Raw genomic sequence first — 22347 nt, 5'->3', positions numbered from 1 at the left:
AGTTTGAATGCGCTTCCAAATGTGAGTTTATGATACCGCTGGTACCGATAACAGCTGCTTTGATCTTCGTCTTTCACTCCTTTTGTTTTATTTGAAAAATTTGGTGTGCTTCTGCTTTAAACTTTCTTTCTCAATCAAGAGCAGTTCCAAATGATCTCTTATCATTTTATCCGCTTGGTCGGGATCCTTCTCCTTGATAGCTCGAACAATGCCATGATGCTGAGCAAGTATGATTTTCCAGTCGGAATCGGAAGCAAGCCGTAGAATCCGGATGCGGTTGTCATGCGTTGCCATTTGTTGAATAAGTCCCCACGTACGGCCCCGGCCGCAGCCGATCATAATCGATTTGTGAAACTCTTCATCGAGCTCAAACAGACGTCCATAATTCTGTTCGGATTCGCACAGTTCTTGCAGCGAGATGAGATTTTGCAGATGAAGCACCTGCTCCTTGTCAAGCAGCTCGCATGCTTCTCGAACAACGGCCGATTCCAATGTTTTTCTGACAAACCGGGATTCTTCCGCATGCTGTAAATCGATTAGCGATATGATGGAGCCCTTCTGCGGAGTGGTTTCGATTAATTCCTCCTGAGTAAGTTTAACCAATGCTTCACGGATTGGCGTCCTGCTCACTTGGAGCATCTCGACCAGTTCTTTTTCCGAGATAAACCGCCCCGGTTCAAGTCGCAGCTCCATGATGTTTTTCTTCAGGGTTTCGTAAACGAAATCCCTTATAAGTCCTCTTTTGTCTCTTGAAATGTCAATCTGAATACTCATTAGATTCCTCCAGCCCGACGAGCGGCTATTCATCCTTCAAGCACTCGAAAAAGCGCTTACAAAATTAGAAGAGATGACTAGTTACCCTAGTATACCAGCTAAAATGTAGTGATCCGGATCGCTCTCTTAAACTGATCGGCCACCCCTCTTTGCGTGGATCCATTCTTCCAGCAGCAAATGCTGATGACGCCTTGTGGATACATAATTTGTTACCTTTGGCCTGTGATAATACTAACATACCACTACTGCAGCGGAGCTGACGATGCACTAATCGCTTAAAACATTTACCCATTTCTAGCATTTCCACCCGATTGAAAGCGCTGTATAATGGGTGTACAATAGTGTGAAAAACAAGGGGGACGTATACTATGTCTGAATTGATCACCGATATCGTTGAAATAGGCAGGCTTCCCGATGTTCGAATGTCCTTTCATCTGATGGGGCTTCATGTTCGCGATGTGGGTCCCCGGTGGACCTATCCATCCCATGAACATCCGATGTACGAGCTTCATTGGGTGATCGAAGGGGACATGAAGATGATCGTCGAGGGTCAGATTTATGATCAAAAAAAGGGAGATCTGCTTTTCATACGTCCGGGAATCATTCATTCATGCAAATCGGCAGGCACTCAGGGCTTCACTTATTTTTGTGTGCATTTCAGCGTCGCAGATCCTGCTTTCTCCAAGGAGCTGGAGCGCCGTCATGCCGTCTGCTACGAAGCATCTTCTCCCCTTGTCAAAGAATTGGTTCCCTTCCTATCGGACTTATGTAATCTTGCGACTGAAAACAGAGGTCGATCGCTTTCCGCCGCAAAAAGCATGAGGGTGTACGCAGCCGTGTTTGAGCTTTTGGGAACGCTTGTGGAGCAGCTGTCCCAAACCGACAATGTCGTGCTTACGAAAAAGGAAGTACTGGCCGGCCGCATCGCTGAAAATATTGAGGCTTCGATCCGAAGCAGCCTGCTTCATGGCCAAATGGAAGACAACGAAAGAAAATTCGTCCAAGACATAGCCGAATCCTTAAAATTGAGTCCATCCCAGGTGAACCGCGTCTTTCAACAGGTTTATGGGAAGGCCCCCCGCAAATATATGTCGGAAATTTTGTTAAGCGAGGCCCAGCGCCTATTGCTTCAGACCGAACTGTCTATAGACCATATAGCCATGATACTCGGGTATAAAACAAGCGCCCACTTCAGCCGCCAATTTAAGCGTTGGATCGGGATAGCGCCATCCGTCTATAGAAGCACTGTTGTAACGGACGAGATTTAACTATGTGACTCTGCCGTATTGTCTGGCAGCGGACAGGATGCGTCGATATAGCCTTTTTCCCTTTAAGTATTTCCATGGATAAATGGCCGGCCTCGTATTCACTTCCAGAATCCATAGCTTCCCCTCGGTATCGAGAGCCACATCCAGCCCCAGTTCTCTGAAGCCTCTCCGATACAGATCAAAGCTCTTACCCACAGCAACGCCAAGCTGCTTCATTGCAGCTTTCTTACGAACAATCGAATCGTGCTTGTACCCTGCTCCCGCCAGCGTTTGGTGAAGAGCGCCCAGCCTGCCTCCTTGGTGATAATTCGTCGCCACCTTGTCCGGCTTGCCTATTTTGGTACATATGGCCGTACTTATCCATTTTCCTTCATTTGTCTTCTGAACCATGACACGGATATCGAACGGCTTACCTTTCATTTTGGCAAGTCGGATCCCCTGCTGTAGCAGATACGATTTCCTTCCCGAGAACCGGGACAGTTTCTTGTATAAATGACCAAATGTCGGACTTGACGATTTAAAGGTATTGTGTTTCGTTTGGTAACCTCTCGCCATTCTCTTGATCCGGATGATGCCAAACCCACCCGTACCTCCCGTAGGCTTAAAATAGACGGTCGGATAACCGGATAGCATTTTCCGCAAGTTTTTTCTGTTAAACGGCATAGTGCGGGGGATACGCCTTCGCAATCTCCGGTGCTTAAGCAGCCATTTGGTCTTTTGCCATTTGCTCTTGAAAGATTTGCTTGCATATTTCAATTGCCCCACCCCTTCCTTTTTCTCAACATACGCATAGAATTAGGTGTTTGTCACAGCATTTGCCTAAGCTATATGACGCTTAAAATAAAAAAGCCGCATCAAATGCGGCGGCATGTAATATAAACTTGTTCCTATCACCCGACAACTAAATCGTTTCCTGTACCCGACATTCCGGCAGCGAACTTCCCCAAGAAGGTAGCGATTGCCTCTTCATTACGCCGTTCCGCGGCCTTTTAGTGATGAATCTTGTTGTTAAGCTGTGCTGTGAATCTTCTCATTTTTCGTATAAGTGTTTTTACTTATCCATGTACGACCGCTGGTTTCACAGTTCTAATATGATGAATATAGTCCTTACTGCTCGTTGCTAATCTCTCTTCCGTAACATTTGAAGTGTCATTTAGCGAAAAATGAGGCAGATAAGTCGCATTAATAAAATGAACTAGAGCTTCTATTGGTCGCAAAATCTCTTGAAGTGTAAAGCGGTTAGAGCCACTCGCTTGATACGATGCCTCCGTACCATATGTTGAGATTGCTACGCCTATTTCTTTACCTTTTATTTTCGTAGCATCCGGCCCATAAGCCCAACCGTAAAGCAAAACTTGGTCAAACCACTTTTTGAGTAATGGCGGTGTGCTGTACCAGTAGAGTGGATATTGAAAAATAATTCGATCATGCGACTCTATCAATTCTTGCTCTTTAGAAACGTCTATTTTTTCGTCGGGGTATGTTTTATATAACTCATGAATGGTGATGTCACTATGCTTTCGCAATTCCTCTACCCATGCTTTATTCCAGTTAGATGCTTCGATGTTCGGGTGGGTGACGATGACTAAAGTTTTCATTTTGTTTGCTCCGTTTCATTATTATTTATCAATAATTTTATATTGGAGGTGCGGTTCTACTTCATCATTAACGATAATGTATCCCTAGTTTCCATATCTATGATGCCTTTGGAACTTATTTTTATGCGTCATCCTTGAAGAAGAGTTCCATTAAACAGGCTCCTTATTGTTCTAATAAAGAGAACGACCAATACAATGTTTAGAACAACTAGAATGACTGTAGAGATAGCAATTAATAGCCAAGAGTGCACGAACATTGCGTATATCAATGCTGCGTTGCTGAGAGCAGCCATAGGAAAACTAACCCCCCACCAGGAAGCACCGAACGGGATGGATTTTTTAAATACTTTGAAGAATAATACAATGAACAGGAACAAACCGAAATAAAACAGGATGGAAGCAAACTGGTCAATTCGATGCTCAAAGTTTACATAGCCTAGAAAACCTACCTCAAAAGGCGCGATCATAATGATCATGGACGGCGTTAATCCTGCATGCAATGGATCATGATGAATCAATCGAGATAAGATCATGGTGAGAAAAACTAAAGCAACAATTCCTCCAATCGCTAGAGACAACAGATTAATTTCATATGCCCATGAGAACGGCATACTCCCGCCGGCGACCGCAATATCCATTGTTCCCACTCCAGGAATAAGCCAAGCCGGAACTGCATGTGCCGGATCATTGTTGCCATTAAGAAGACGTGTGACAACGAGATAACTAAGCGCCAAGGTGCTTACAGTACCGATAATCCAAATAACTTGGCCTGATATTTTACTGTAGGATCCAATCACAGAGGATAGTAATAAAATAGCGATTGTAATCGTACCGAAAAAGTTTCCTGAGATGGGATGCATAAATTCATCCTTAACCTTATTCGGGTATAGAATGCATTTAGAAACATAACCTACGCTTAGAACGACAAACATTAGGACGCCAATAATTCCAATGATATCAGCGATTACAAGTGAAGTACCCAGCAGCTTACTTGCTTGCCTCCAAGCCAATGATAACCCCGAAATTCCCATAACCGAAGCAAATAGATTAACAGGTAAGAATTGAATAGAACCGATATTTTTTTGTTTCTGTACGATCGTTATGGTCTGCATGAATGGTCACTACCTTCAATATTAAGTATTTTTAATATATCCAAGAAATTCACAAGTGCCGCCAATTTACTGATTTTAGTCAGCAGCACTTGTGGCTTATTTATTGAACATCAAAAAAGAATATAAGCTTCCGGAGCCGGTGCCTCAACAAAGGTTGATTTTTTGCGTGAGTACTGTCTATCTCCTACTTTAACCTCGGTTTCGTTATATGCTTCGATCATGCCTCCCCCAACCATTCTTCCATCCTTCAAGACCGCTACATAGTTGCTAAAAAAAATCGCATTGTCTAACTCGTTGTCGTATTGAAGTTTTTTCATGATTTCTACCTTCCCTTTATATCAAGTTTTAGTTCCTAAATTGACGGTATGCTGCAGAAATACACATCAAAACTCCTGTTGTGATCAGGACCCCAAGAGGAAACCACCAACTCCCCCATGCTGGGTAAATAAGAGGCATCAACGAGACACCAAATGCTACAGGGACCGGAGCTTTAAATAAATTACATAGCAACAGAGTAATCAAAACATTAATTATCCCAACCCATATAATCGATTCATCCAACATGTGATAGACACCGACTGAAAGAATAGCTGTTATCGTCAATACCGCCAACCGGGCTGGAATCAATTTCCATGTAAACTTTTCAGAATGGAAGATCTCGAAAATGAGAGCAAAAACGGGTGGAACCACTAACACTTCTATTCCCGTCGCAAAGGCAAGCCAAATCCAAAGACATAAAACCATACTGATGATAACCGTATCTATTTTCTTTCGAAAAGTCGCAGGACCATTTGACAACTTTTCAGGATTTCTTGCTTTGAAAGCCGCCAACATGATGACAAACGTAAAGATAGCAGTTGTGATAGCGAAAACATAATCATGAAGACCTAGAAAAATCGGAAGCAATCCTGCAGGGATCGTAGGTCCAAAATTAACCCGAAATATATGCATCAGAATGACAATAATCACAAAACCTAACCAAATTTTCAGCAGAGGCGTAAGTGATAAAGCATTCAATGAAGTTCCCATGAAAGCAGCTAACGTTGGGGAAAGCCACAGGTGGACCGGCTTCTTTATCCAATGCGGAACTGGAAATACCATAACACCCATTGCCATACCTGCGATTTCAGGAAAAAGAATATCCTTTTGATCTGTAACAACAGCAACTACAAGCATCAAAACAACTAAAACGTAAGCTGATAGAAAGCTTTTGGATTTTATATTATGCCAAATCATGACGATTGCTCTCCTTATTAAGAACAGTCCCATCATTTTTTATGACGGGTCATGTATGAAGTTTCTAACTATTATTTTCCGTTGACGAATCGTTTTTATACTTGGTCACATCATTCTCAAAATCCCGAATTAATTTTGCATAAGGTCTCCATTTTTCGGGAACCTTCTCCATATCATTGCAATAAACAGCCCCTAAATAGCTGGACAGATTTGTTACTTTCTCTCGCACAAGTACCTCGCGTATCTCGGAAGGTTTTGTAGGCACATCATTTTTCTGTACAAGCTGAAACTGGTCTATTGCCAAAAACATGTCTAAACTTTTTTTATAAGAGCAATGTACGGGGAATCGAGGCGAGCTTCCAGAGTCGTACTTTGACAATACGACCCTGTCGTAGAAGTCACAAAGCAACGGATGAGCTTCCAATTGAAGAATCGCAAAATCTTCATCGGGTTCTCTTCTTGAATAAATGTCTAGCATTTTCCGACAATCTCTATACGTTGGCCAGAAAAATACATGCTGATCTAGATAATTATAAAATTCTAATTGAGTGATTTTGGGATCCATAACTTGATCGCTAATACGTAAATGAGCATTTGCAATAAAAATATTTCCATAAAAATCCACTTCTCGACTCCATAATCGTCTTTCATTTGATAATGCAGGATCAACCCGATAACATGAATACAAAGCATTGACATGTCCAATTGATGCCAAGTTTCGGGCTCTAGTAAAATGAAATAATGATTTCCTCTTTGAACTGTTTGTTATTTTTTTGATAATTGAATCGTTCATATCTCTCCGCGGTTCATGATGGTTGTTGACAAGAATAGAAAGCGTCTGACGTTTCATCTTTCTTCCCCCATAAGCATTTCATCTATCGTGGAACCTGGCATAACCATTGCATTGGATAAACATTCTCTTGCTGGCTGATAACAAAATCGATAACTACAGGCTCCTCTATTTCCAAAGCTTTATTCCACACCTTACGGGCCTCTATTTTATTAGTTGCCCTAAGTCCTACAATTCCATAGGCTAGGCTTCTGCCAGCTTAACGAAATCTGGACTGCCTGAGAGTTCCATATGACTAAAACGATGATCGTAAATGATTTCTTGCCATTGCCGTATCATTCATTGTTTCCCCCCCCCGTTTTCCCATAAACTAAAACTTCTTCTAACTATAAAGAGATCTAAATTGAAGTTTCTTGATTGCTATGTTGGTTATGTTATCATGAAGTTAGCTATTCATGTTATGGAATGATTCAATAGCCGCTATTCCGAAATTCGATAACTAAGGAGTGCCAGCATCATGATCGAGTTGTTAGAAGGAAGATTTTTCAAGACATTTATTGCTGTAATGGAGGAAAAGAGCTTTAACCGAGCGTCAGAAAAGTTAGGATATGTTCAATCGACCGTTACAAACCATATTCAATTATTGGAACGAGCATGCGGCCAAAAACTTTTTCACCGTCTATCAAAAGGTGTAAAACCAACTGAAGCCGGCCTCAAACTTGCTAAATTTGCCCATCAGTTTGTACATTTAGGGCTTTCATTAGAAAAAGCTATGGATGAATCGAATCAACTAAAAGGAACTATTCACCTTAGCATGCATGAATCTTTTTTTGTCACGAGAATGTTTTCGCTTGTCGAACAGTTTCAGCATGATTATCCCAAGGTTAAGTTTAAGTTAGAAACTGGTTATCATCAGGATGTTATTGACGATGTTTTGCAGCACGTCGTTGATTTTGGATTTGTTCCGCGGAATCCTCAACGGGATGACCTTTACTTTTACCCCATGCTGCAGGAAGAGTTAATATTTATCGCCTCAGATGAGTTGACGAGAAATGTTGAAGTGGATGGTCTAAAAGTGCTAAACGGTGAATCTGTTCTTAGCTTTGGTAACAGTTGTTTGTATTACACTCATGCTGTCAAAGTCTTAGTGGAAGCTGGCGTAGAAGCTAGTAGTGCTATTCAATATCCAAGTATCGAAATGATTAAAAAAGCTGTTAAATGCGGCATAGGCTTTGCTTTAATTCCAAAAGTAGCGGCGGAAAAAGAATTAAATGATGGGGATTTCAGAATGCTGCCTTTAAGCTCAAGGGTTTTCTCCACCCATGGCATGATTGTAAATAAAGACAGGGATCTAAACTTTCCCTCCCAAATGTTCAAATCATTCGTATTGGAGAATTACTCAATGCCAGCCGATATCGAATGAAATTGTTCTTGGAATACAAATAAAACAACCAACGTCGGCATCTCCCAGCCAAGGTTGGTTGTTTTCATGTACTCATTTTTTATCTTTCGTGTCGAGTTCCGCTTCTATCTTGGAATGTTTGGAGGATTCCCCCATTCGCCAATAGACAAAGAAGCTTATGGCAATGCAGGCTGCTACATAATAATAAAAGAGCGATTCGACTCCATTCGTCTTGAACCACAGTGCAATAAACTCCGCGGTCCCGCCAAAAACCGCGACGGTGAGTCCGTAAGGAAACCCCACGCCGAGAGCACGGATTTCGGTTGGAAAGAGTTCAGCTTTCACGATTGCATTGATTGAGGTGTAACCGGTAACAATAAGGAGACCCACAATCATCAGCAGCAAAGCAGTTACAGGACTCTTCGCATGTTCCATGAGCAGGAACAGCGGGACCGTTAATAAAGTTCCCAGGATGCCGAAACTAATTAATAACGGGCGTCTGCCGATCCGGTCAGATAGCATGCCAGCGAAAGGTTGAAGGATGACAAATACCAGCAACGCGATAAAGTTGATCCAACTGACGACCTCTTTGTCTAGTCCTACAGTATTCACCATGAACTTTTGTAAGTACGTCGTGTAAGAATAAAAGGCAACCGTTCCGCCAAGCGTGAGTCCAATCACTGTCAACACGGCCTTAGGGTGTTTCATTAGAGCACGAACAGTCCCTGCGCTCCCCCGACTTTTGAGACTCATTTTGGAGAACTGCTCTGACTCGTCCATTGTGCGGCGCAGCCATAATACGGCCAATGCCCCCATTGCTCCAATGACAAAAGGAATCCGCCAGCCCCAAGATTTCATGTCAGGTTCGCTAAGGATCTGCTGAAGGATGATCTGAACTCCAAGTGCGACTAACTGTCCGGCAATGAGTGTGACGTATTGGAAACTCGAGTAAAATCCGCGCCGTCCGCTGCTGGCCATCTCCGACAAATAGGTTGCAGACGTTCCATATTCTCCACCCAGTGACAATCCTTGGAGCAGGCGCGCAAGCACCAAGATAATGGGAGCTAGCACCCCAATGGTGCCAAAGCTAGGCGTGATTGCAATGATTAGAGAACCACCGGCCATAATCGAAATAGAAAGCGTTAACGCGGCTCGACGGCCATGGCGATCTGCATAACGACCAAGCAGCAGGCTCCCTATCGGGCGCATTAGGAAGCCGACCGCAAATATCGCTGCTGTATTCAACAGTTGACTTGTCGGGCTTCCCTTGGGGAAAAACTGCGATGAGAAATATACGGCGAATGCTGCATAAACATACCAATCGTACCACTCGATCAAGTTTCCGATTGAACCTTTAAGGATATTGCCTGTGATTCTTCTTGTATTGGCACGTTCATTGGATTGAGTCATGATTAACCCTCCTACGTGTTGGTCGCCTCACATTTGATAGCGCTTACAAATTATCTAGAATTAGTAATGCCTAGTCCCTTAGCGAATAATGTTGTTTAGTGCCCTCCCCGACAATGATTTAATTGTATTGACTGATCTAGACGAATTTATTATATCAAGGTTTTAATGATCGATGGCGTTTTTCACCTAAGATGCAGAAAAATTGATTTAAGATGTCATAGACCCATCGTTAAATGTAGCTGGTGCCCTAGGACAAGAACTTTATCCCGTTCCCGGCTAACCAAAAAGTACACCATCTCTTTAAAAGACGATGTACTTTTATGTATCAAATATCCGAGTCGTACCGCCGTACTATTTGATCAGAGATGTACAGTACATACCGATTCCATATGCCGTTTTGGCGACAATATCCTTCAAGTGTTCGGGCAGTCTTGTAAACTCGTTGTGCGTTTCAAATGTGAAATCTCCCTCATACCCAATTTCGGCCAACACCGGCAACAACGTATGCCACTCCACGCTGCCGTGGAATGGAAGCATATGCTCATCTTCTTTGCCATAGTTGTCGTTGACGTGGGTCGCCTTCAGCCGTTTGCCGAGCAGGCGGAGCTCATCCCGCTGATCCTTCGTAATAAAATTAGAGTGGCCGAAATCCCAGCAAGCCCCCACGCCCGGATCGTTAATCCTGTCAATCAGACTGACAAGTTCGGCTGCGCGGCTTGAGAAACGTCTTGTCGAACGCTCGATCATGTTTTCAAACGCGATGCCGACGCCGCATTTCTTCGCCAGTTCGAGCGCTGGGCCGTGAAACGCCAGATTTTCACGGATGATGGTTGCTTCATCGAAATCGGCTTCGGGCTTGCCCGGAATGGGATGAAGTACGGCCCACTTGACACCAAGGATCGAGCTGGCTTCTATAGAACGCCGCATCATCTCGCGATAGATTTCCAGCGTCTCCGAGGAGTGTCTGCCGACATGCCCCATCAAAAATACAGGGTGTGACTGCGTAAATACCACGCCGAGCTTATCCGCCTCAGCGCGCAGTTGTTCGATCAATTCGCGCCAGTTATCCTGCGCCAGGTCCGAGGCGCCGTTAAGTGCGGCACAAAAATTGATGTCCAGCACTTGGAAGCCTGCGGCCTTACACCTTCTAAGTGCCTCTGCAAAAGGCGTATATTCCCCATTCAAACGATACGCGAAAAAATTAGTGGACGTCGAAAGCCTCATCGTGACTCATCCTTTCCGACAATTTGCGTTATAATGTTTAATTAAATATAAATATTGCTCATTATTGCTTATTTTAAAGTAATACACTTGCGCTTTCAGTGTCAACAAGTTTTTGACTGCACGATTCCCATACAACAAATAGGCCACGATTTACGCGGCCCGCTCTCTGACAATCAAGTCTTGCAAGTGACGAGATGAAAAGAAGGACCATTGAATGTAGATTTCACTACGACCGACGGTCCTTTTCCTACGTGATTTAGCTCACGCTGGCTATATTAACGTAATGAGCCTTCATTTTTTAAAAGCGCAATAAAATCTGCCGTATTAGTGAAAATAGCATCCGGTTGTATGTCAAATGCGGTGGTTTGATATGTAGATAACCATTGAACGGCATAAGTCCGAACCCCGGCAGATTTCCCCGCCATAATATCTGCATGACTATCACCTAGAAATACCACTTTCTCTGCTTGCGATCCAAAAAATTGTATAGCTTTATAAACGCCTTCTGGATCAGGCTTAGCTCTTTCCACATCATCACCCGTTACAACATAATCAAAATATTTCGATATTTTGAGTGCTTCTGATGAGATATCAAATGCTTTCCGGCTCTTTCCAGTAATCACTGCTATTTGTTTGTTATTCTCTTTAAGCAGATCTAATAATACAATAATTGAATGAAGATCGTTAATCTCAGAGTGTCCCTGACCATATAAATCATAATATTCATCTATCGCATTTTGAACGACCTCTTTATTTTGGAAGTTCTTTGCAATAATTTCATCTTCCGTTGGGCCGAACATTGATATGAGCTTATCATTGGTTACATCTTGCCCATCATGCTTTTTGAAAACTCTTTTAAACGCGGCAAAAGACAAAGGTAATGTATCTGCTAAAGTACCATCAAAGTCAAATAAGATTAGCTCCGTGGTCATGACAAAACTCCTTTCTCCCCTAAATTCTCCCTCTTTGGGTTTAACTTTCAAATAGTATAATGACGATTGTATTAATTTTACATTATCTTGATAATTATACCACATCGAGTTCCGCCATCGTTACTGCGGGGTAAGAATAGTCTAAATGCGTATAAGGGAGCATGGATACGTCAACACTTGGAGTAACTGAAGGGGTAAGGAGACCGTGGGCAGGTGCAACCAGAAAAGATATCGGGGTCACAACTTGGCTTGTTACAATTTACATTCATCATGTCGACCATCATCTTAACGATTCCGAGAATAATGGTCAACTTTGCTATGCAAGATGCTTGGCTATCCGTTTTACCTTCTACAATTACAGGCCTTATATGTATTTGGGTAATGATTACGCTGGCGAAACGCTATCCGGGCTTAACGATTATTGAATACAGTTCGCTGATTTTGGGAAAATGGCTCGGAAAAGGCTTGGGGCTGTATTATCTTTATTTTTGGTATATGTCAATTTCAGCTATCACCAAACAGCACACTTTTTTTATTAGTACGCTTCTATTACCCAATAGCCCGCCAATTGTCGCGAATTTCACAATCATCCTGCTTGCTGCACTGGCCGTAATCGCTGGCATTGAAGTTATCGCAAGAAGCAATGAATTTCTCACCATGCTGATGCTCGTATTTTTGTTCCCGCTGTTACTTCTGTCGATCAAAGAAGCCGACCCTGGTCAATTGCAACCAATTCTAGGTGACGGCATAGTCCCCATATTGCGCGCGGCAATAACACCTGCAGCCTCCTTTATGAATCAGCTTTTTATTTTGGGCTGGCTGCTTCCCTATTTGAATCAACCCAAAAAAGCGGCAAAAGCTTCTTTGTTCGCGCTCCTCGGGGTCTTTTTGCTGGTTTTTGGCATTGTCATTTTGACCATTATGGTACTGGGTCCGTTAACGAGCAGATTAAACTATTCGTTTCTAAGCGTGATTCAGTATGCAGCAATTGAGGGCTCTTTTGAGCGTTTGGAGGCGGTTGCCGTCGCGATGTGGGTGATGGGGACTTTTGTTAAAATAGCCCTATCTCTGTTTATTTTAAGCCAAAGTCTCAGCCATCTATTCGGAATTCAAAGCTATCGGGAATTCGTGTATCCCCTTGCGCTTTTATCCGTCATCGGCTCGGTTTGGATTTTCAAAGATGTCACAGGCTTGTATGAGTACTTATCCTTAAGCTACCCGATTGGGGGGCTTGTATCTCAAAGCCTTATTCCCTTGCTCTTACTCCTGATCGATACGATAAAAAGAAGCGCAAAGAGCTCATCATTCTAGAATCAGCTTCCCCAGTGGTTCGAACACGACATTGAACGGAACGATCAAGCTTGGTATTTTCACTTGCGCTAATAGCAATGTCCCAATGAGCAGGCATACGCCTAATAAACCGCTGTAAATCCAAGCTTCTCTTTTTTTGTGCGCTGCTAACAAGTCTCGTACGCAACGAAATGCCCACAATAGCACACCTAACCAAAACAAGACAATTTGAACGATCATTTGATAATCTCCTCTTCTTTCAATAACAACTGGGGTCCTGCCATGCCTGAATCACTAATCGTTATCTTCACATCGATGGCTACCTCCACCTCTTGGAATTTGCTATCCCAATTTGACTTAAACCTCTTCCAATCCTTGGGATGATTTCGACGAACGATCTGTCCGAACCCAAAGCTGTCCGTTTGATATTGCGTTTGAATTTTGGTCACAGCGTCCATGACGAATTCCTTCACGGTTTTCTCGAAAGCCTCTTGAACGAGCTTAATATGTTCTCGCTTCCGTATATCCAAAACCGAATTATTTTCGATGAGACTTCCCATCCCCTGCAGCTCAATATGAAATTTCACTTTATCCCCATGAACTTCCGAGGTAATTTTCCGCTTGGCATGGGTAAGCAGTACCCCTACATCGCCTTGCCCCCCCGGCAGATTGGCTGTAATCCTGCAAAACTTCAGCTTGCTTCTAATCCAGTTTAATCCCTCGGTTTGTTTTTCGTCGAGGATACCGACCTCTTTAAAGTCTTTAAAAATTGCCGTTCCAGCAAGCTTTAATTTATTGGATTTATTCGCGTTCGATTCTTTCGGTAGCTTCTCCTTTGCAATGACACCCATAACCGGATTGATCCCTTCACTGGAGGCAGAAATGAAAAAATCGCGAAGCGTTACGGCAGTTTCACTCCCCATGCCTTCCATTTCTTTTATCGCTTCAATTGGAATTTGTTCAAATGGGTATTGCGTCTGTAGAATTTCACGCCCTTCTCCTCCTTTTACGACCATAATATAAGTTCTCAATCGATTCTTAGGATCATGGCTGAAAATATCAAGAATGTCTTTAACGCCATATTTAGCTAAGCGCTCCCCAATGAAAATAACGCTGCGATGCGCTGTAAACAGCATTCGAGAGCTTTTCTTCTGCAGCTTTTGTAAAATTTCTGTCGCATTTTTCCCGGAAGCGGAGACCACAAAAAACTTTTCCTGCTTGCCGTCGCCCTTTCCCTTATTCGAAGCACCGGGAAGTGCAATCTGAAAGGAAACGATAAACTCCCCCTCTTCCGTCAAGTCACCGGCTGCTCCTGAAATAAAGGCTATGTCATTAATTTCCTTGCGGTCCCAACACCCGCTAGTCATCAAAAGCGTGAAAAGCAATACGATAAGCAGGAATGGTTTCATAGCCAGATGGGATTCCTTTCTTCAATAAGCTCGAATGACCATTTAATTGGGTCTCGGTTTCTTGATTTTCGGCTGACGCATCACAAGCCGCTTCAAGCTCTTCCAGGTAAAAGGGAAAATTGGCGAAAAGTAAGGAACACCAAAGGAGCGAAGTGACATGACGTGTATCACAATGCCAACAAAGCCAAGCACAATGCCATAAAGCCCCAGAGTCCCGGCTAAAATTAACATGGGAAACCGCAACAATCGAATTCCGTTTGCAAAGCTGTACCGTGGAATCGTAAACGCGGCTATGCCTGTGATGGACACGATAATGACAACCGGAGCAGATATAATGCCAGCTTCAACAGCCGCTTGACCGATGACCAAAGCCCCGATAATACTAATCGCGGAGCCGAGTTGCTTAGGAAGGCGAATACCCGCCTCTCTTAACGCCTCGAACACAATTTCCGTAAACAAAGCCTCAATTAAAGCTGGAAACGGTACGTCTTCTCTGGAGGAGGCAATGCTGAGCACGAGGTTAGTCGGAATCATCTCTTGATGATAGGTCGTAATGGCTACATATAACGGGGGAGCAAAAATGGCAATCGTTATGAAAAAAAACCGAATCCATCGGACAAATGTGGCGATGGGCTTCCGATTATAGAAATCCTCACTGGCCTGCATGCCGCCCCAAAATGTCATCGGAACAATTAACACAAATGGCGTCGTATCGACCAATATGGCGATTTTCCCATCCAGCAAGGCGGCCACTACGACATCAGGACGCTCCGTCGTATTCACTTGCGGAAATGGAGAGAACGAGTACTCCTCAATGAACTCCTCGATATAGCCTGATTCCAGGATGCCGTCCGTTTGAGATTGTGCCAATTTAGATATAACGGAATCAATCATCTCTTCGGACGCTAGCCCCGTTATATAAGTGATAACGACATTGGTTTGCGTAAGCTCCCCAATGATCATGGATTCCATTTTCAGCCGCGAGGTTTTCAGCCGATTCCGGATCAGGCCGATATTCGTGTAAATGTTCTCAATGAAGCCGTCCTTGGGTCCTCGAATCACAGGCTCCGACGACGATTCCTCCAAGCTTCGCTTTGCAATCCCGCTGATCTGGGCGACCAGCGCCGTATGAGTGCCTTTTGCGAAGATCGCCGCATGACCATTTAGAAGATACCGAATGATCTCGGATACTTGGCGAGAAGTCATCGTCTTCCCAATTGAGATCAGGTTCTCATCCCACATTTCATCCGATTGGGAAGTACCTTCTTCTTTTTGTGTCGAAGCAGCGACTAAGGGAGCGATAATATGATCGTTCATTGCCTTTTCATCGACTAGCGAAGAAAAATAAATGACAAGCCAGCGGACTTCCCCATCTTTGCGAATGTGGCGGTAAATGATGTCCGTGTTCCCGTGGAAAATACTGCCGAATACCTGCTCATTCTGCGATAGATCTGAAGTTAAGCTGAGATTCTCTTCTTCCTGCGGCTCCAGACCTTCGGGAATGCTGTCGAATTCAGGCGCCCGCCGCATCTTTTTTCGAAACTTCATCACTTCCTAGCCCCCCGAACTGAACAATAGCTATATTTTTCCTTTTTCCGTCTTAAATATGCGGATAGCGCATGGGGCATTCACAAACTAGCCCATTCCCGCGGCGCAACATTTCGAAATCAAAAAAACACACCGCCATGTAGGGGACGATGTGTTTTCAACGTAATCAAGAATCCATATGTGCGCAGCAGCTGAATTGCTGAAATGGCTACAAGGATTCGCGGTATTTACCAGGAGTCACTCCTTCGTATTTTTTAAATACACGAATAAACCCAATATCGCTGGAGTAACCGATTTTATTCGCAATTTGTGTAAAGGTCAGCTTCTTGTCCTTCATCAGCTTCTTGGCTTCCTCAATGCGGACTCTTGTCAAGTAATCCGTCAAATTCATTCCTGTCTGTTTCTTGAAAAGTGCTGACAAATACGGCGGTGTTAATTGAAATTGCTCGGCGATCATCGTCAAGCCTATCATTTCGTCGTCGTAATGCTGCTCGATATATTTAATAATTCGCTCAGACAGCAGCGGGCTATTGCGGTTTCGGCTCTCGTTCAAGTAGCGGCAGAGCGTGAGGAACCACCCGCGAATTTGGACTTTCATCTCCTCGAAGGTTGAACATGCGGACAGCTCTTTGATCGGATCGAAACCTTCGCCGAACACATCGCAGTAATACGGATCCATCGGATTAATTATTTTCCATATGGTGCTCACCATATTATTGAACAGACTTCTTCCTAATTCAGGCGTGATTCGCCGCTGGTCAAAATGAGCCTGGAACAAATTGCCGATTAATTTATCGACATTCTCTACATCCCCGCTCTTGGTAAAATTGATCAATTGCATTTCCGTTTCAATCGGATAATAATAATGCCGGTCCGTTTCGGCAATATCTTGGTAACGAATGATCGCGCTATGGCCCTTGTAGATTTTGTAATCCAGAGCGCTAAGCGCTTCGAAGTAGGATTCGCCGATCCCGTGCATGCCTTCGCGCATATCCCCGATCGCAATCGTCATATAGGTTTTGAACTTCATTTCCATGACCTGCATGAGTTTGTCAGCGATGTCGTCCAGCTCCTGCAATGCATCATGCCTTCCATCATAAAAATTGATAAGCAGCGCGATACGGTTCTGATCCAAATCTACCGAGTACCCCCAAGCGCGCTCATGAATCAGATCATTGGCAATGTTGGAAATAATAAACCGCGTCAGCGCCCACTGCCGTTCCGATTGATCGGTGCTGAAACGGCTGAAATCGGCGATATCAATTAAGATGACAGCAAAATATTCCGAGATGAAGCGTATGTTCATAAACCGGAGCGATTCTTCTGTCATTCGGGAAACGTCTACTTGCCCTCGTACGAAGCGCGAGAGGAAGCTTGCTTGAATGACAGGCGTTTGCTGGGACAGTATGTGCCGCAGTTCCCGCTCTTCATCGATCGTCATTCGAATCGTTTCCCGAATAAATTCGTATTCATTGGCCAGCGGTGTCGTCCGCCCCGGCCTCTCCTTCTGCAGCACGCGAATGACATCCCGCAGCGGGGTGTAATTCCGGTGCAGCCAGAATCCGATGGCCAATCCTCCTCCGATCAGGCAGATCAGAAGCAGGGTGATCATCCAATTTTTCAATGTATTGACCTTTTCAAGGTAGATATCCTTAGGCATGATCAGCATATACTTCCATCCGCTGCTCGCGGATACCGTGCGTAAAAGCATTTTATCGACACCATGATCCTTATATTCGTATGGCACCCCGTCCTGGACTTCGCGCTGGAATTGACCCCAAGGAAACGACTCATTATCCTTCCCGACAATGATCCGGTCATGGCGATCTAGGATGAACACAGAGCTTTGGTAGGCGGATTCGATTGCACTCAGCATACTGCGAATTTTATTCATATCCAGCAAAATAACGAGCGCTCCGCGAATGTCTCTCAATTCCCCGAGAGGCAGCGTCTGCACGTAGGTGATGGTATCCATCTTGCCGCTAGACGTCTCATACGTAACGGGAATAAAGTCCTGGTAATGAGGACTATCTATTAGCCCGCTTCTCCATGTATGAAAGCTGGAACCGACCGGGCGGTAGAACCGGTTAAACACTGTGTCCGCCGTTGTCTTGGCTGTCGGCAGCAGCACCGTGTCGTTCGTTTCGAAATAGATATAATAATCGTTTATGAAATTACTTACATTCTGATAGCGGGACATATGATCCGATACAAACTCCACAAATTTATAGGCGTCAGACATTTCTGCCGTATCCGCGTTATTCAGCAGCCACTGCAGCTTTGAATTCAAAGCGATTTGCTGAGACATTTGCTCGATATCGTTAACCTTGCTGTCCATCACTTGGCGGAACTGATCGAGCATCGCAAGATTCGCATGGTTGGCATTATCCACCATAATGTTGCTGGTCTTCGTGTAAAGCAGCGAGCCCAGGACCAGCGGGAACAAGAAAACAGCTAAATAAGACAACAAAAGGGTGATGAAAGCGCTGCCATTAATCCGTTTGATTATCCGCATACGAGTCACCTCTTCTGATTGTCTTAGATAGTTATATTTTATTCGAAATAACTTCCAATTTTCCTTCTTTTCTTAACTATTCTTTCAGTGCTCCGATCAGGACTCCTTTAACAAAATATTTTTGCAAGAACGGATACAGAACAAGTATAGGCAGTGTTGCAACGATAATCGTGGCAAACTTGATCGTTTCGCCTATCGGCATTTTATCTACGCCCGCAGCATTCGTCGTTAAACTATCCGTGCTGTTCGTAATCAGGATCTCGCGCAGGATGAGCTGCAGCGGGAACAGGTCGCGGTTGCGCAAATAAATCAAAGCATTGAACCATGCATTCCAGTGCCCTACGGCATAAAAAAGCACCATAACGGCCATGACCGGAATCGACAAAGGAATAATAATCCGCCACATGATCGTCCATTCGCTGGCCCCGTCCATTTTCGCGGATTCTTCCAGACTGACCGGCACGGCTTGGAACGAGGTTCGCATAATGATCAAATTCCATGTGTTTATGGCTCCAGGAATAATCATCGCCCACACGGTGTCAACCAACCCTAAATTGCTGACAAGAAGATAGTTGGGAACAAGACCGCCTTGGAAGAACATCGTGACGACGATCATAAACATAATCGCATTTTTGAAAAAGACGTTTCTTCTGGAAAGAAAGTACGCCCCAATCGCAGTCATCACCATATTAAAACACGTTCCGACAACGACGTAAAAAAGTGTGTTGCGATAGCCGCTCAAAATGCTCGGGTTGGAAAAAACGGCTTTGTATGCGACCAGACTTATGCCGTACGGCTTCCACAGGAGGCCGCGATGCTGCGCGAGCATGCCTGGATCGCTTAAGGACGAGAAAGCGACATACACGAATGGATACAGTGTCAAAAAGCAAAGAATGGTCATCAAAGTTACGTTCACCACATGAAACGATTTTTCACCGACAGATAGCTTTTCCACCCTGCTTCTCCCCCTTGGTCACCACAATTTGGTCTCGCTTACCCGCTTGCTTAAGTTGTTGGAAATAATCAGAAGGGTAAAAGCAATAACGGCGTTAAATAGTCCTACGGCAGTCGTATAGCTGTAGCTTGCTTCCAATATCCCTTTCCGGTAGACGAAGGTCGAAATAACGTCAGCTGTATCGTAGGTCAACGGATTGTACATAAGCAATATTTTTTCGCTGCCGACGGACATCATCGAACCCATCTTCAATATGAACAAAATAATGATCGTCGGCATAATGCCTGGAATGCTGATGTGGATGACTTGTTTCCACCTGCTCGCTCCGTCCACTTTGGCAGCTTCATACAGCGATGGATCGATAGCCGACAATGCGGCCAAATAAATAATGGAACCCCATCCGACCTGCTGCCATATGCCGGATGAAATATAAATAAAACGAAACCATTCCGGCTCGGATAAATAGGACTTGGATGTCACATTCAGCAAGGACAGCAATTGGTTCACAACACCGTCTCTCGCCAAAAAATCGACCAACATGCCGACAATCACGACAACCGATATAAAATGAGGCAAATAGGTGATCGTTTGGACAATTCGTTTGAACGCCTGCTTCCGCAATTCATTCAATAACAAAGCAAGAATGATCGGGGCGGGAAAACCGAAAATTAACTCGTACACATTGATGAGCAAGGTGTTGCGGATGATTCTCCAAAAATAATAGCTTTGAAAAAATTCAATAAAATGATCAAATCCGACCCATGGACTGCCCCAAATGCCGGCACCAGGACTGAAGTCCTTGAATGCGATTTGAAGACCGTACATGGGCCCGTAATCAAAAATCACATAATAGGCGATGACCGGAAGTACCATCAAATATAAAAGCTTGTTGCGTCTTAGGTCGCTCATGATAGTTATCCATAAGCTCCTTCTAGAAGCAGCCTTCTTCCTGGCCCTGCTTGCGGCGGTGTTGATTGTCTCCAAGCGCGATGCCTCCTTCTTCGCTATGAAATGGTCAGAGAGAGATGAACGGGTCATCTCCCTGATAAGCACCTTTCACTGATCCGCTCAAAGCTAGCGTTTATTATAACGTTCTAAAGCAGCCTGTTGAATTTTAATGGCCTCTTGGAGTCCCATCCCTTCAATCGTCTTGACATATTTGTCAAAATTATCAAGCGGCTCCGCCCCCATAATAAATTTGTTGAACATCTCGTCCTTATATGTGTTGATGTCATTCATGGCCGAAGCGAACTTGCTGCTCTCGCTCGCCGTCGGCGTAACCTGAGGCATCCTTCTTTCATTCGTGGCATCGGACCAAATCTTGATGGAGTCCTTCTGTTCAGGCAGTGCAGCGTACTGCTCCATGTACCGTTTGTCTTGCACGAACGGTCCGTTGAAGTTGGCGCGTACATGACGAGCCATCGCGAATGCGACGGACGTGTCCTTAGGCTTCATGATGGAATCCGTATAGGTCGGATAGCCATTGACATTCTTATAGGAGACGTCCTCCACTCCAAAATTGAACAGCATTTTGCCTTCTTCGCTGTAGGCGAAATCAAGCCATTTGGCCGTCCCTTCCGGATTCGTGTTCGAGGTGGTGATCGCTGCTGCAATCCCGCCGGAGTAGTTGTATGTCTTGGCGTTCCACATCCTTTTATCCCCGGCTTTGACAACAGGGAAAGGCGAGGCAACGAGCTTGAAGCCCGGAATTTTGTTGCCTACGAGCGTCGTATAGTTACCGATCCCGGAGCCTGTGCTCATAGTGGTTGCGAACAGCTGGTTGCCCGTTATTTTGGCGTCCTTCACCTTGTTGTCCGTCACAGCGAAATCAGGATCCAAGAGCCCTTCCTTGTACCATTGATTCATCAAAGTCAGAAACTGTTTATACTCCGGTTGAGTCGGACCGTAACTCACTTTGCCGTTCACCTGGTAGAACTCGTAATTGACTCCGAACGAGCCCAGGAACGGAATTGAGCCGGTCATATCCCCTTTGCTAATCAGCAGCGGGATCTCGTCCGCCTTGCCATTGCCGTTCAAGTCCGTCTTCTTGATCGCCGTCAGCACGTTATGCCAGTCATCCAGTGTTTCCGGCATCTTCAGGTTCAGCTTATCCAGCCAGTCTTTGCGTAAAGCGATCCCGTTACTGACGAGCAAGTAATCATCGCCGCGCAGGAAAGGAAAGCCGTAGATACTGCCATCGTCGGTTACGATCATCTTCTTCCATTCCGGATTGGTGTCCAAAATCTTCTTCAAATTCGGTGCGTTTTTGGCAATTATATCGTTAAGCTTAATAATCTTACCGTCCTTGATGGCTTTCTCCGGACCGCCGGGATAGCCCGTCCAGCCATATTCAATCACATCCGGCAGCTTGTTGCCTGTAATCATCAAATTGAACTGATCTTTCTCTTGTCCTACCGGCGGATGTTGGAACGTAACAGTGACCCCGGTTTTTTTCTGTAATTCCTGGTAAACCGTCATGTCGCCAAAGCTCTTGAGCGTTGCCGCAACGTTACTTGCTAAAGGTACCCAATAAGAAAGCGTTTGCAAACTTGGCGGCTCTGCAGCTTTTTGCTGATCGGTAGACGTTTTCTCTGTCGTGGTGGAAGTGGTGCTGCAACCGGCGAGAACAGCGAGGGACAATATACCCGCAGTCCCTATCGAAAACCATCTTTTTCTCGTGACCTCGATCATACCTCTGTTACCTCCTTGAAATGGAATGCACAATAGCGAAAGGCTGACAAAGATGAATCTGCTGATATCAGAGTTCATCGCTCAATCTTGCTGTTCTTACTATTACATGTATCCTGTCAGTTGGAAATATGTAACTTTTAACTAGGTAATCCTTCCTTATTTTTTACGCTAATCATTTTTTAAGATGGGCTAA

Annotated in this window: 21 protein-coding genes and 1 pseudogene; 4 read left to right on the top strand and 18 right to left on the bottom strand. The window is 44.4% G+C overall.

Going from position 1 to position 22347, the window contains the following annotated elements:
- Positions 1-87: 87 nt before the first annotated feature.
- Positions 88-774, bottom strand: coding sequence for a GntR family transcriptional regulator (locus tag J2X61_RS05645; RefSeq protein WP_274469092.1), 687 nt, complete (start codon positions 772-774; stop codon positions 88-90).
- Positions 775-1142: 368 nt separating this feature from the next.
- On the opposite strand from J2X61_RS05645, the gene J2X61_RS05640 reads away from it, so the two are divergent.
- Positions 1143-2042, top strand: a complete 900-nt coding sequence (locus J2X61_RS05640; RefSeq protein WP_274469090.1) for an AraC family transcriptional regulator — start codon at positions 1143-1145, stop codon at positions 2040-2042.
- Here J2X61_RS05640 and J2X61_RS05635 read toward each other — a convergent pair whose 3' ends face one another.
- From J2X61_RS05635 to J2X61_RS05605, 7 genes and pseudogenes are all read right to left on the bottom strand, one after another.
- The gene (locus J2X61_RS05635; RefSeq protein WP_310186508.1) at positions 2043-2807 is read right to left on the bottom strand and encodes a YheC/YheD family protein; all 765 of its coding nucleotides are present in this window, start codon (positions 2805-2807) and stop codon (positions 2043-2045) included.
- A 290-nt stretch (positions 2808-3097) separates the two neighbouring features.
- Complete coding sequence (locus J2X61_RS05630; protein ID WP_274469088.1) at positions 3098-3640, bottom strand: NAD(P)H-dependent oxidoreductase; 543 nt, start codon at positions 3638-3640, stop codon at positions 3098-3100.
- 128 nt (positions 3641-3768) lie between these two features.
- A complete protein-coding gene (locus J2X61_RS05625) occupies positions 3769-4752 on the bottom strand; it encodes an SLAC1 anion channel family protein (protein ID WP_274469087.1) in 984 nt (327 codons plus the stop codon).
- A gap of 110 nt (positions 4753-4862) precedes the next feature.
- Positions 4863-5069, bottom strand: a complete 207-nt coding sequence (locus J2X61_RS05620; RefSeq protein ID WP_274469086.1) for a hypothetical protein — start codon at positions 5067-5069, stop codon at positions 4863-4865.
- Between the two features lie 28 nt (positions 5070-5097).
- A complete protein-coding gene (locus J2X61_RS05615; protein WP_310186505.1) occupies positions 5098-5988 on the bottom strand; it encodes a hypothetical protein in 891 nt (296 codons plus the stop codon).
- A gap of 64 nt (positions 5989-6052) precedes the next feature.
- Positions 6053-6838, bottom strand: a complete 786-nt coding sequence (locus tag J2X61_RS05610; protein WP_310186504.1) for a DUF7002 family protein — start codon at positions 6836-6838, stop codon at positions 6053-6055.
- Positions 6835-7117, bottom strand: a pseudogene (locus J2X61_RS05605) (thiamine pyrophosphate-dependent enzyme); the annotation flags it as partial. The pseudogene J2X61_RS05605 and the gene J2X61_RS05610, both read right to left, overlap by 4 nt.
- A gap of 178 nt (positions 7118-7295) precedes the next feature.
- Between J2X61_RS05605 and J2X61_RS05600 the strand changes: the two are divergent.
- On the top strand, positions 7296-8201 hold the full coding sequence (locus J2X61_RS05600) for a LysR family transcriptional regulator (protein WP_274469083.1): 906 nt from the start codon (positions 7296-7298) through the stop codon (positions 8199-8201).
- A gap of 72 nt (positions 8202-8273) precedes the next feature.
- Here J2X61_RS05600 and J2X61_RS05595 read toward each other — a convergent pair whose 3' ends face one another.
- The 3 genes from J2X61_RS05595 to J2X61_RS05585 all read right to left on the bottom strand — a co-directional run bounded on the left by J2X61_RS05595 (position 8274) and on the right by J2X61_RS05585 (position 11746).
- Positions 8274-9590 (bottom strand): MFS transporter, encoded by a 1317-nt coding sequence (locus J2X61_RS05595; RefSeq protein ID WP_310186502.1) that lies wholly within the window; start codon positions 9588-9590, stop codon positions 8274-8276.
- Positions 9591-9941: 351 nt separating this feature from the next.
- Positions 9942-10814 carry a sugar phosphate isomerase/epimerase family protein gene (locus tag J2X61_RS05590; protein WP_310186500.1) on the bottom strand — a complete coding sequence of 291 codons (873 nt, stop codon included), beginning with the start codon at positions 10812-10814 and terminating at the stop codon, positions 9942-9944.
- 275 nt (positions 10815-11089) lie between these two features.
- Positions 11090-11746 (bottom strand): HAD family hydrolase, encoded by a 657-nt coding sequence (locus J2X61_RS05585; protein WP_274469080.1) that lies wholly within the window; start codon positions 11744-11746, stop codon positions 11090-11092.
- Positions 11747-11959: 213 nt separating this feature from the next.
- On the opposite strand from J2X61_RS05585, the gene J2X61_RS05580 reads away from it, so the two are divergent.
- Entirely contained in the window at positions 11960-13057 is a 1098-nt protein-coding gene (locus J2X61_RS05580) for a GerAB/ArcD/ProY family transporter (RefSeq protein ID WP_310186499.1), read from the top strand.
- Here J2X61_RS05580 and J2X61_RS05575 read toward each other — a convergent pair.
- The 6 genes from J2X61_RS05575 to J2X61_RS05550 form a co-directional block, all read right to left on the bottom strand.
- The gene (locus tag J2X61_RS05575) at positions 13049-13276 is read right to left on the bottom strand and encodes a hypothetical protein (RefSeq protein WP_310186498.1); all 228 of its coding nucleotides are present in this window, start codon (positions 13274-13276) and stop codon (positions 13049-13051) included. The two genes, J2X61_RS05580 and J2X61_RS05575, sit on opposite strands and share 9 nt — an antisense overlap.
- Positions 13273-14445, bottom strand: coding sequence for a Ger(x)C family spore germination protein (locus J2X61_RS05570; protein WP_310186497.1), 1173 nt, complete (start codon positions 14443-14445; stop codon positions 13273-13275). The genes J2X61_RS05575 and J2X61_RS05570 overlap by 4 nt, the downstream gene beginning before the upstream one ends.
- A 42-nt stretch (positions 14446-14487) precedes the next feature.
- Positions 14488-15993 (bottom strand): spore germination protein, encoded by a 1506-nt coding sequence (locus J2X61_RS05565; protein ID WP_310186495.1) that lies wholly within the window; start codon positions 15991-15993, stop codon positions 14488-14490.
- A 208-nt stretch (positions 15994-16201) separates the two neighbouring features.
- Positions 16202-18508, bottom strand: a complete 2307-nt coding sequence (locus tag J2X61_RS05560) for a helix-turn-helix domain-containing protein (protein WP_310186494.1) — start codon at positions 18506-18508, stop codon at positions 16202-16204.
- 76 nt (positions 18509-18584) lie between these two features.
- Positions 18585-19409 carry a carbohydrate ABC transporter permease gene (locus J2X61_RS05555; RefSeq protein WP_310186759.1) on the bottom strand — a complete coding sequence of 275 codons (825 nt, stop codon included), beginning with the start codon at positions 19407-19409 and terminating at the stop codon, positions 18585-18587.
- A gap of 72 nt (positions 19410-19481) precedes the next feature.
- On the bottom strand, positions 19482-20372 hold the full coding sequence (locus J2X61_RS05550) for an ABC transporter permease (RefSeq protein ID WP_310186491.1): 891 nt from the start codon (positions 20370-20372) through the stop codon (positions 19482-19484).
- On the opposite strand from J2X61_RS05550, the gene J2X61_RS05545 reads away from it, so the two are divergent.
- Positions 20371-20526 carry a hypothetical protein gene (locus J2X61_RS05545; protein ID WP_310186489.1) on the top strand — a complete coding sequence of 52 codons (156 nt, stop codon included), beginning with the start codon at positions 20371-20373 and terminating at the stop codon, positions 20524-20526. The two genes, J2X61_RS05550 and J2X61_RS05545, sit on opposite strands and share 2 nt — an antisense overlap.
- A gap of 11 nt (positions 20527-20537) precedes the next feature.
- Here the strand turns inward: J2X61_RS05545 and J2X61_RS05540 are convergent, their stop codons facing one another.
- Positions 20538-22154: an extracellular solute-binding protein gene (locus tag J2X61_RS05540; RefSeq protein ID WP_310186488.1), complete on the bottom strand. Its 1617-nt coding sequence runs from the start codon at positions 22152-22154 to the stop codon at positions 20538-20540.
- Positions 22155-22347 lie beyond the last annotated feature (193 nt).

Source organism: Bacillus sp. 3255 (genome assembly GCF_031456485.1).
GTDB lineage: Bacteria > Bacillota > Bacilli > Paenibacillales > NBRC-103111 > Paenibacillus_E.
The sequence above is the reverse complement of the archived record's forward strand: the minus strand, read 5'-3'. Positions and strand labels throughout refer to the sequence as shown.

Bases quoted from the DNA above. Each gene is read 5' to 3' on its own strand.
- J2X61_RS05540 (WP_310186488.1), bottom strand. From the start codon at position 22,154: ATGATCGAGGTCACGAGAAAAAGATGGTTTTCGATAGGGACTGCGGGT.
- J2X61_RS05610 (WP_310186504.1), bottom strand. From the start codon at position 6,838: ATGAAACGTCAGACGCTTTCTATTCTTGTCAACAACCATCATGAACCG.
- J2X61_RS05620 (WP_274469086.1), bottom strand. From the start codon at position 5,069: ATGAAAAAACTTCAATACGACAACGAGTTAGACAATGCGATTTTTTTT.
- J2X61_RS05555 (WP_310186759.1), bottom strand. From the start codon at position 19,409: ATGACCATTCTTTGCTTTTTGACACTGTATCCATTCGTGTATGTCGCT.
- J2X61_RS05585 (WP_274469080.1), bottom strand. From the start codon at position 11,746: ATGACCACGGAGCTAATCTTATTTGACTTTGATGGTACTTTAGCAGAT.
- J2X61_RS05645 (WP_274469092.1), bottom strand. From the start codon at position 774: ATGAGTATTCAGATTGACATTTCAAGAGACAAAAGAGGACTTATAAGG.
- J2X61_RS05545 (WP_310186489.1), top strand. From the start codon at position 20,371: ATGATAGTTATCCATAAGCTCCTTCTAGAAGCAGCCTTCTTCCTGGCC.
- J2X61_RS05565 (WP_310186495.1), bottom strand. From the start codon at position 15,993: ATGAAGTTTCGAAAAAAGATGCGGCGGGCGCCTGAATTCGACAGCATT.
- J2X61_RS05575 (WP_310186498.1), bottom strand. From the start codon at position 13,276: ATGATCGTTCAAATTGTCTTGTTTTGGTTAGGTGTGCTATTGTGGGCA.
- J2X61_RS05550 (WP_310186491.1), bottom strand. From the start codon at position 20,372: ATGAGCGACCTAAGACGCAACAAGCTTTTATATTTGATGGTACTTCCG.
- J2X61_RS05590 (WP_310186500.1), bottom strand. From the start codon at position 10,814: ATGAGGCTTTCGACGTCCACTAATTTTTTCGCGTATCGTTTGAATGGG.
- J2X61_RS05600 (WP_274469083.1), top strand. From the start codon at position 7,296: ATGATCGAGTTGTTAGAAGGAAGATTTTTCAAGACATTTATTGCTGTA.
- J2X61_RS05570 (WP_310186497.1), bottom strand. From the start codon at position 14,445: ATGAAACCATTCCTGCTTATCGTATTGCTTTTCACGCTTTTGATGACT.
- J2X61_RS05640 (WP_274469090.1), top strand. From the start codon at position 1,143: ATGTCTGAATTGATCACCGATATCGTTGAAATAGGCAGGCTTCCCGAT.
- J2X61_RS05615 (WP_310186505.1), bottom strand. From the start codon at position 5,988: ATGATTTGGCATAATATAAAATCCAAAAGCTTTCTATCAGCTTACGTT.
- J2X61_RS05560 (WP_310186494.1), bottom strand. From the start codon at position 18,508: ATGCGGATAATCAAACGGATTAATGGCAGCGCTTTCATCACCCTTTTG.
- J2X61_RS05625 (WP_274469087.1), bottom strand. From the start codon at position 4,752: ATGCAGACCATAACGATCGTACAGAAACAAAAAAATATCGGTTCTATT.
- J2X61_RS05630 (WP_274469088.1), bottom strand. From the start codon at position 3,640: ATGAAAACTTTAGTCATCGTCACCCACCCGAACATCGAAGCATCTAAC.
- J2X61_RS05595 (WP_310186502.1), bottom strand. From the start codon at position 9,590: ATGACTCAATCCAATGAACGTGCCAATACAAGAAGAATCACAGGCAAT.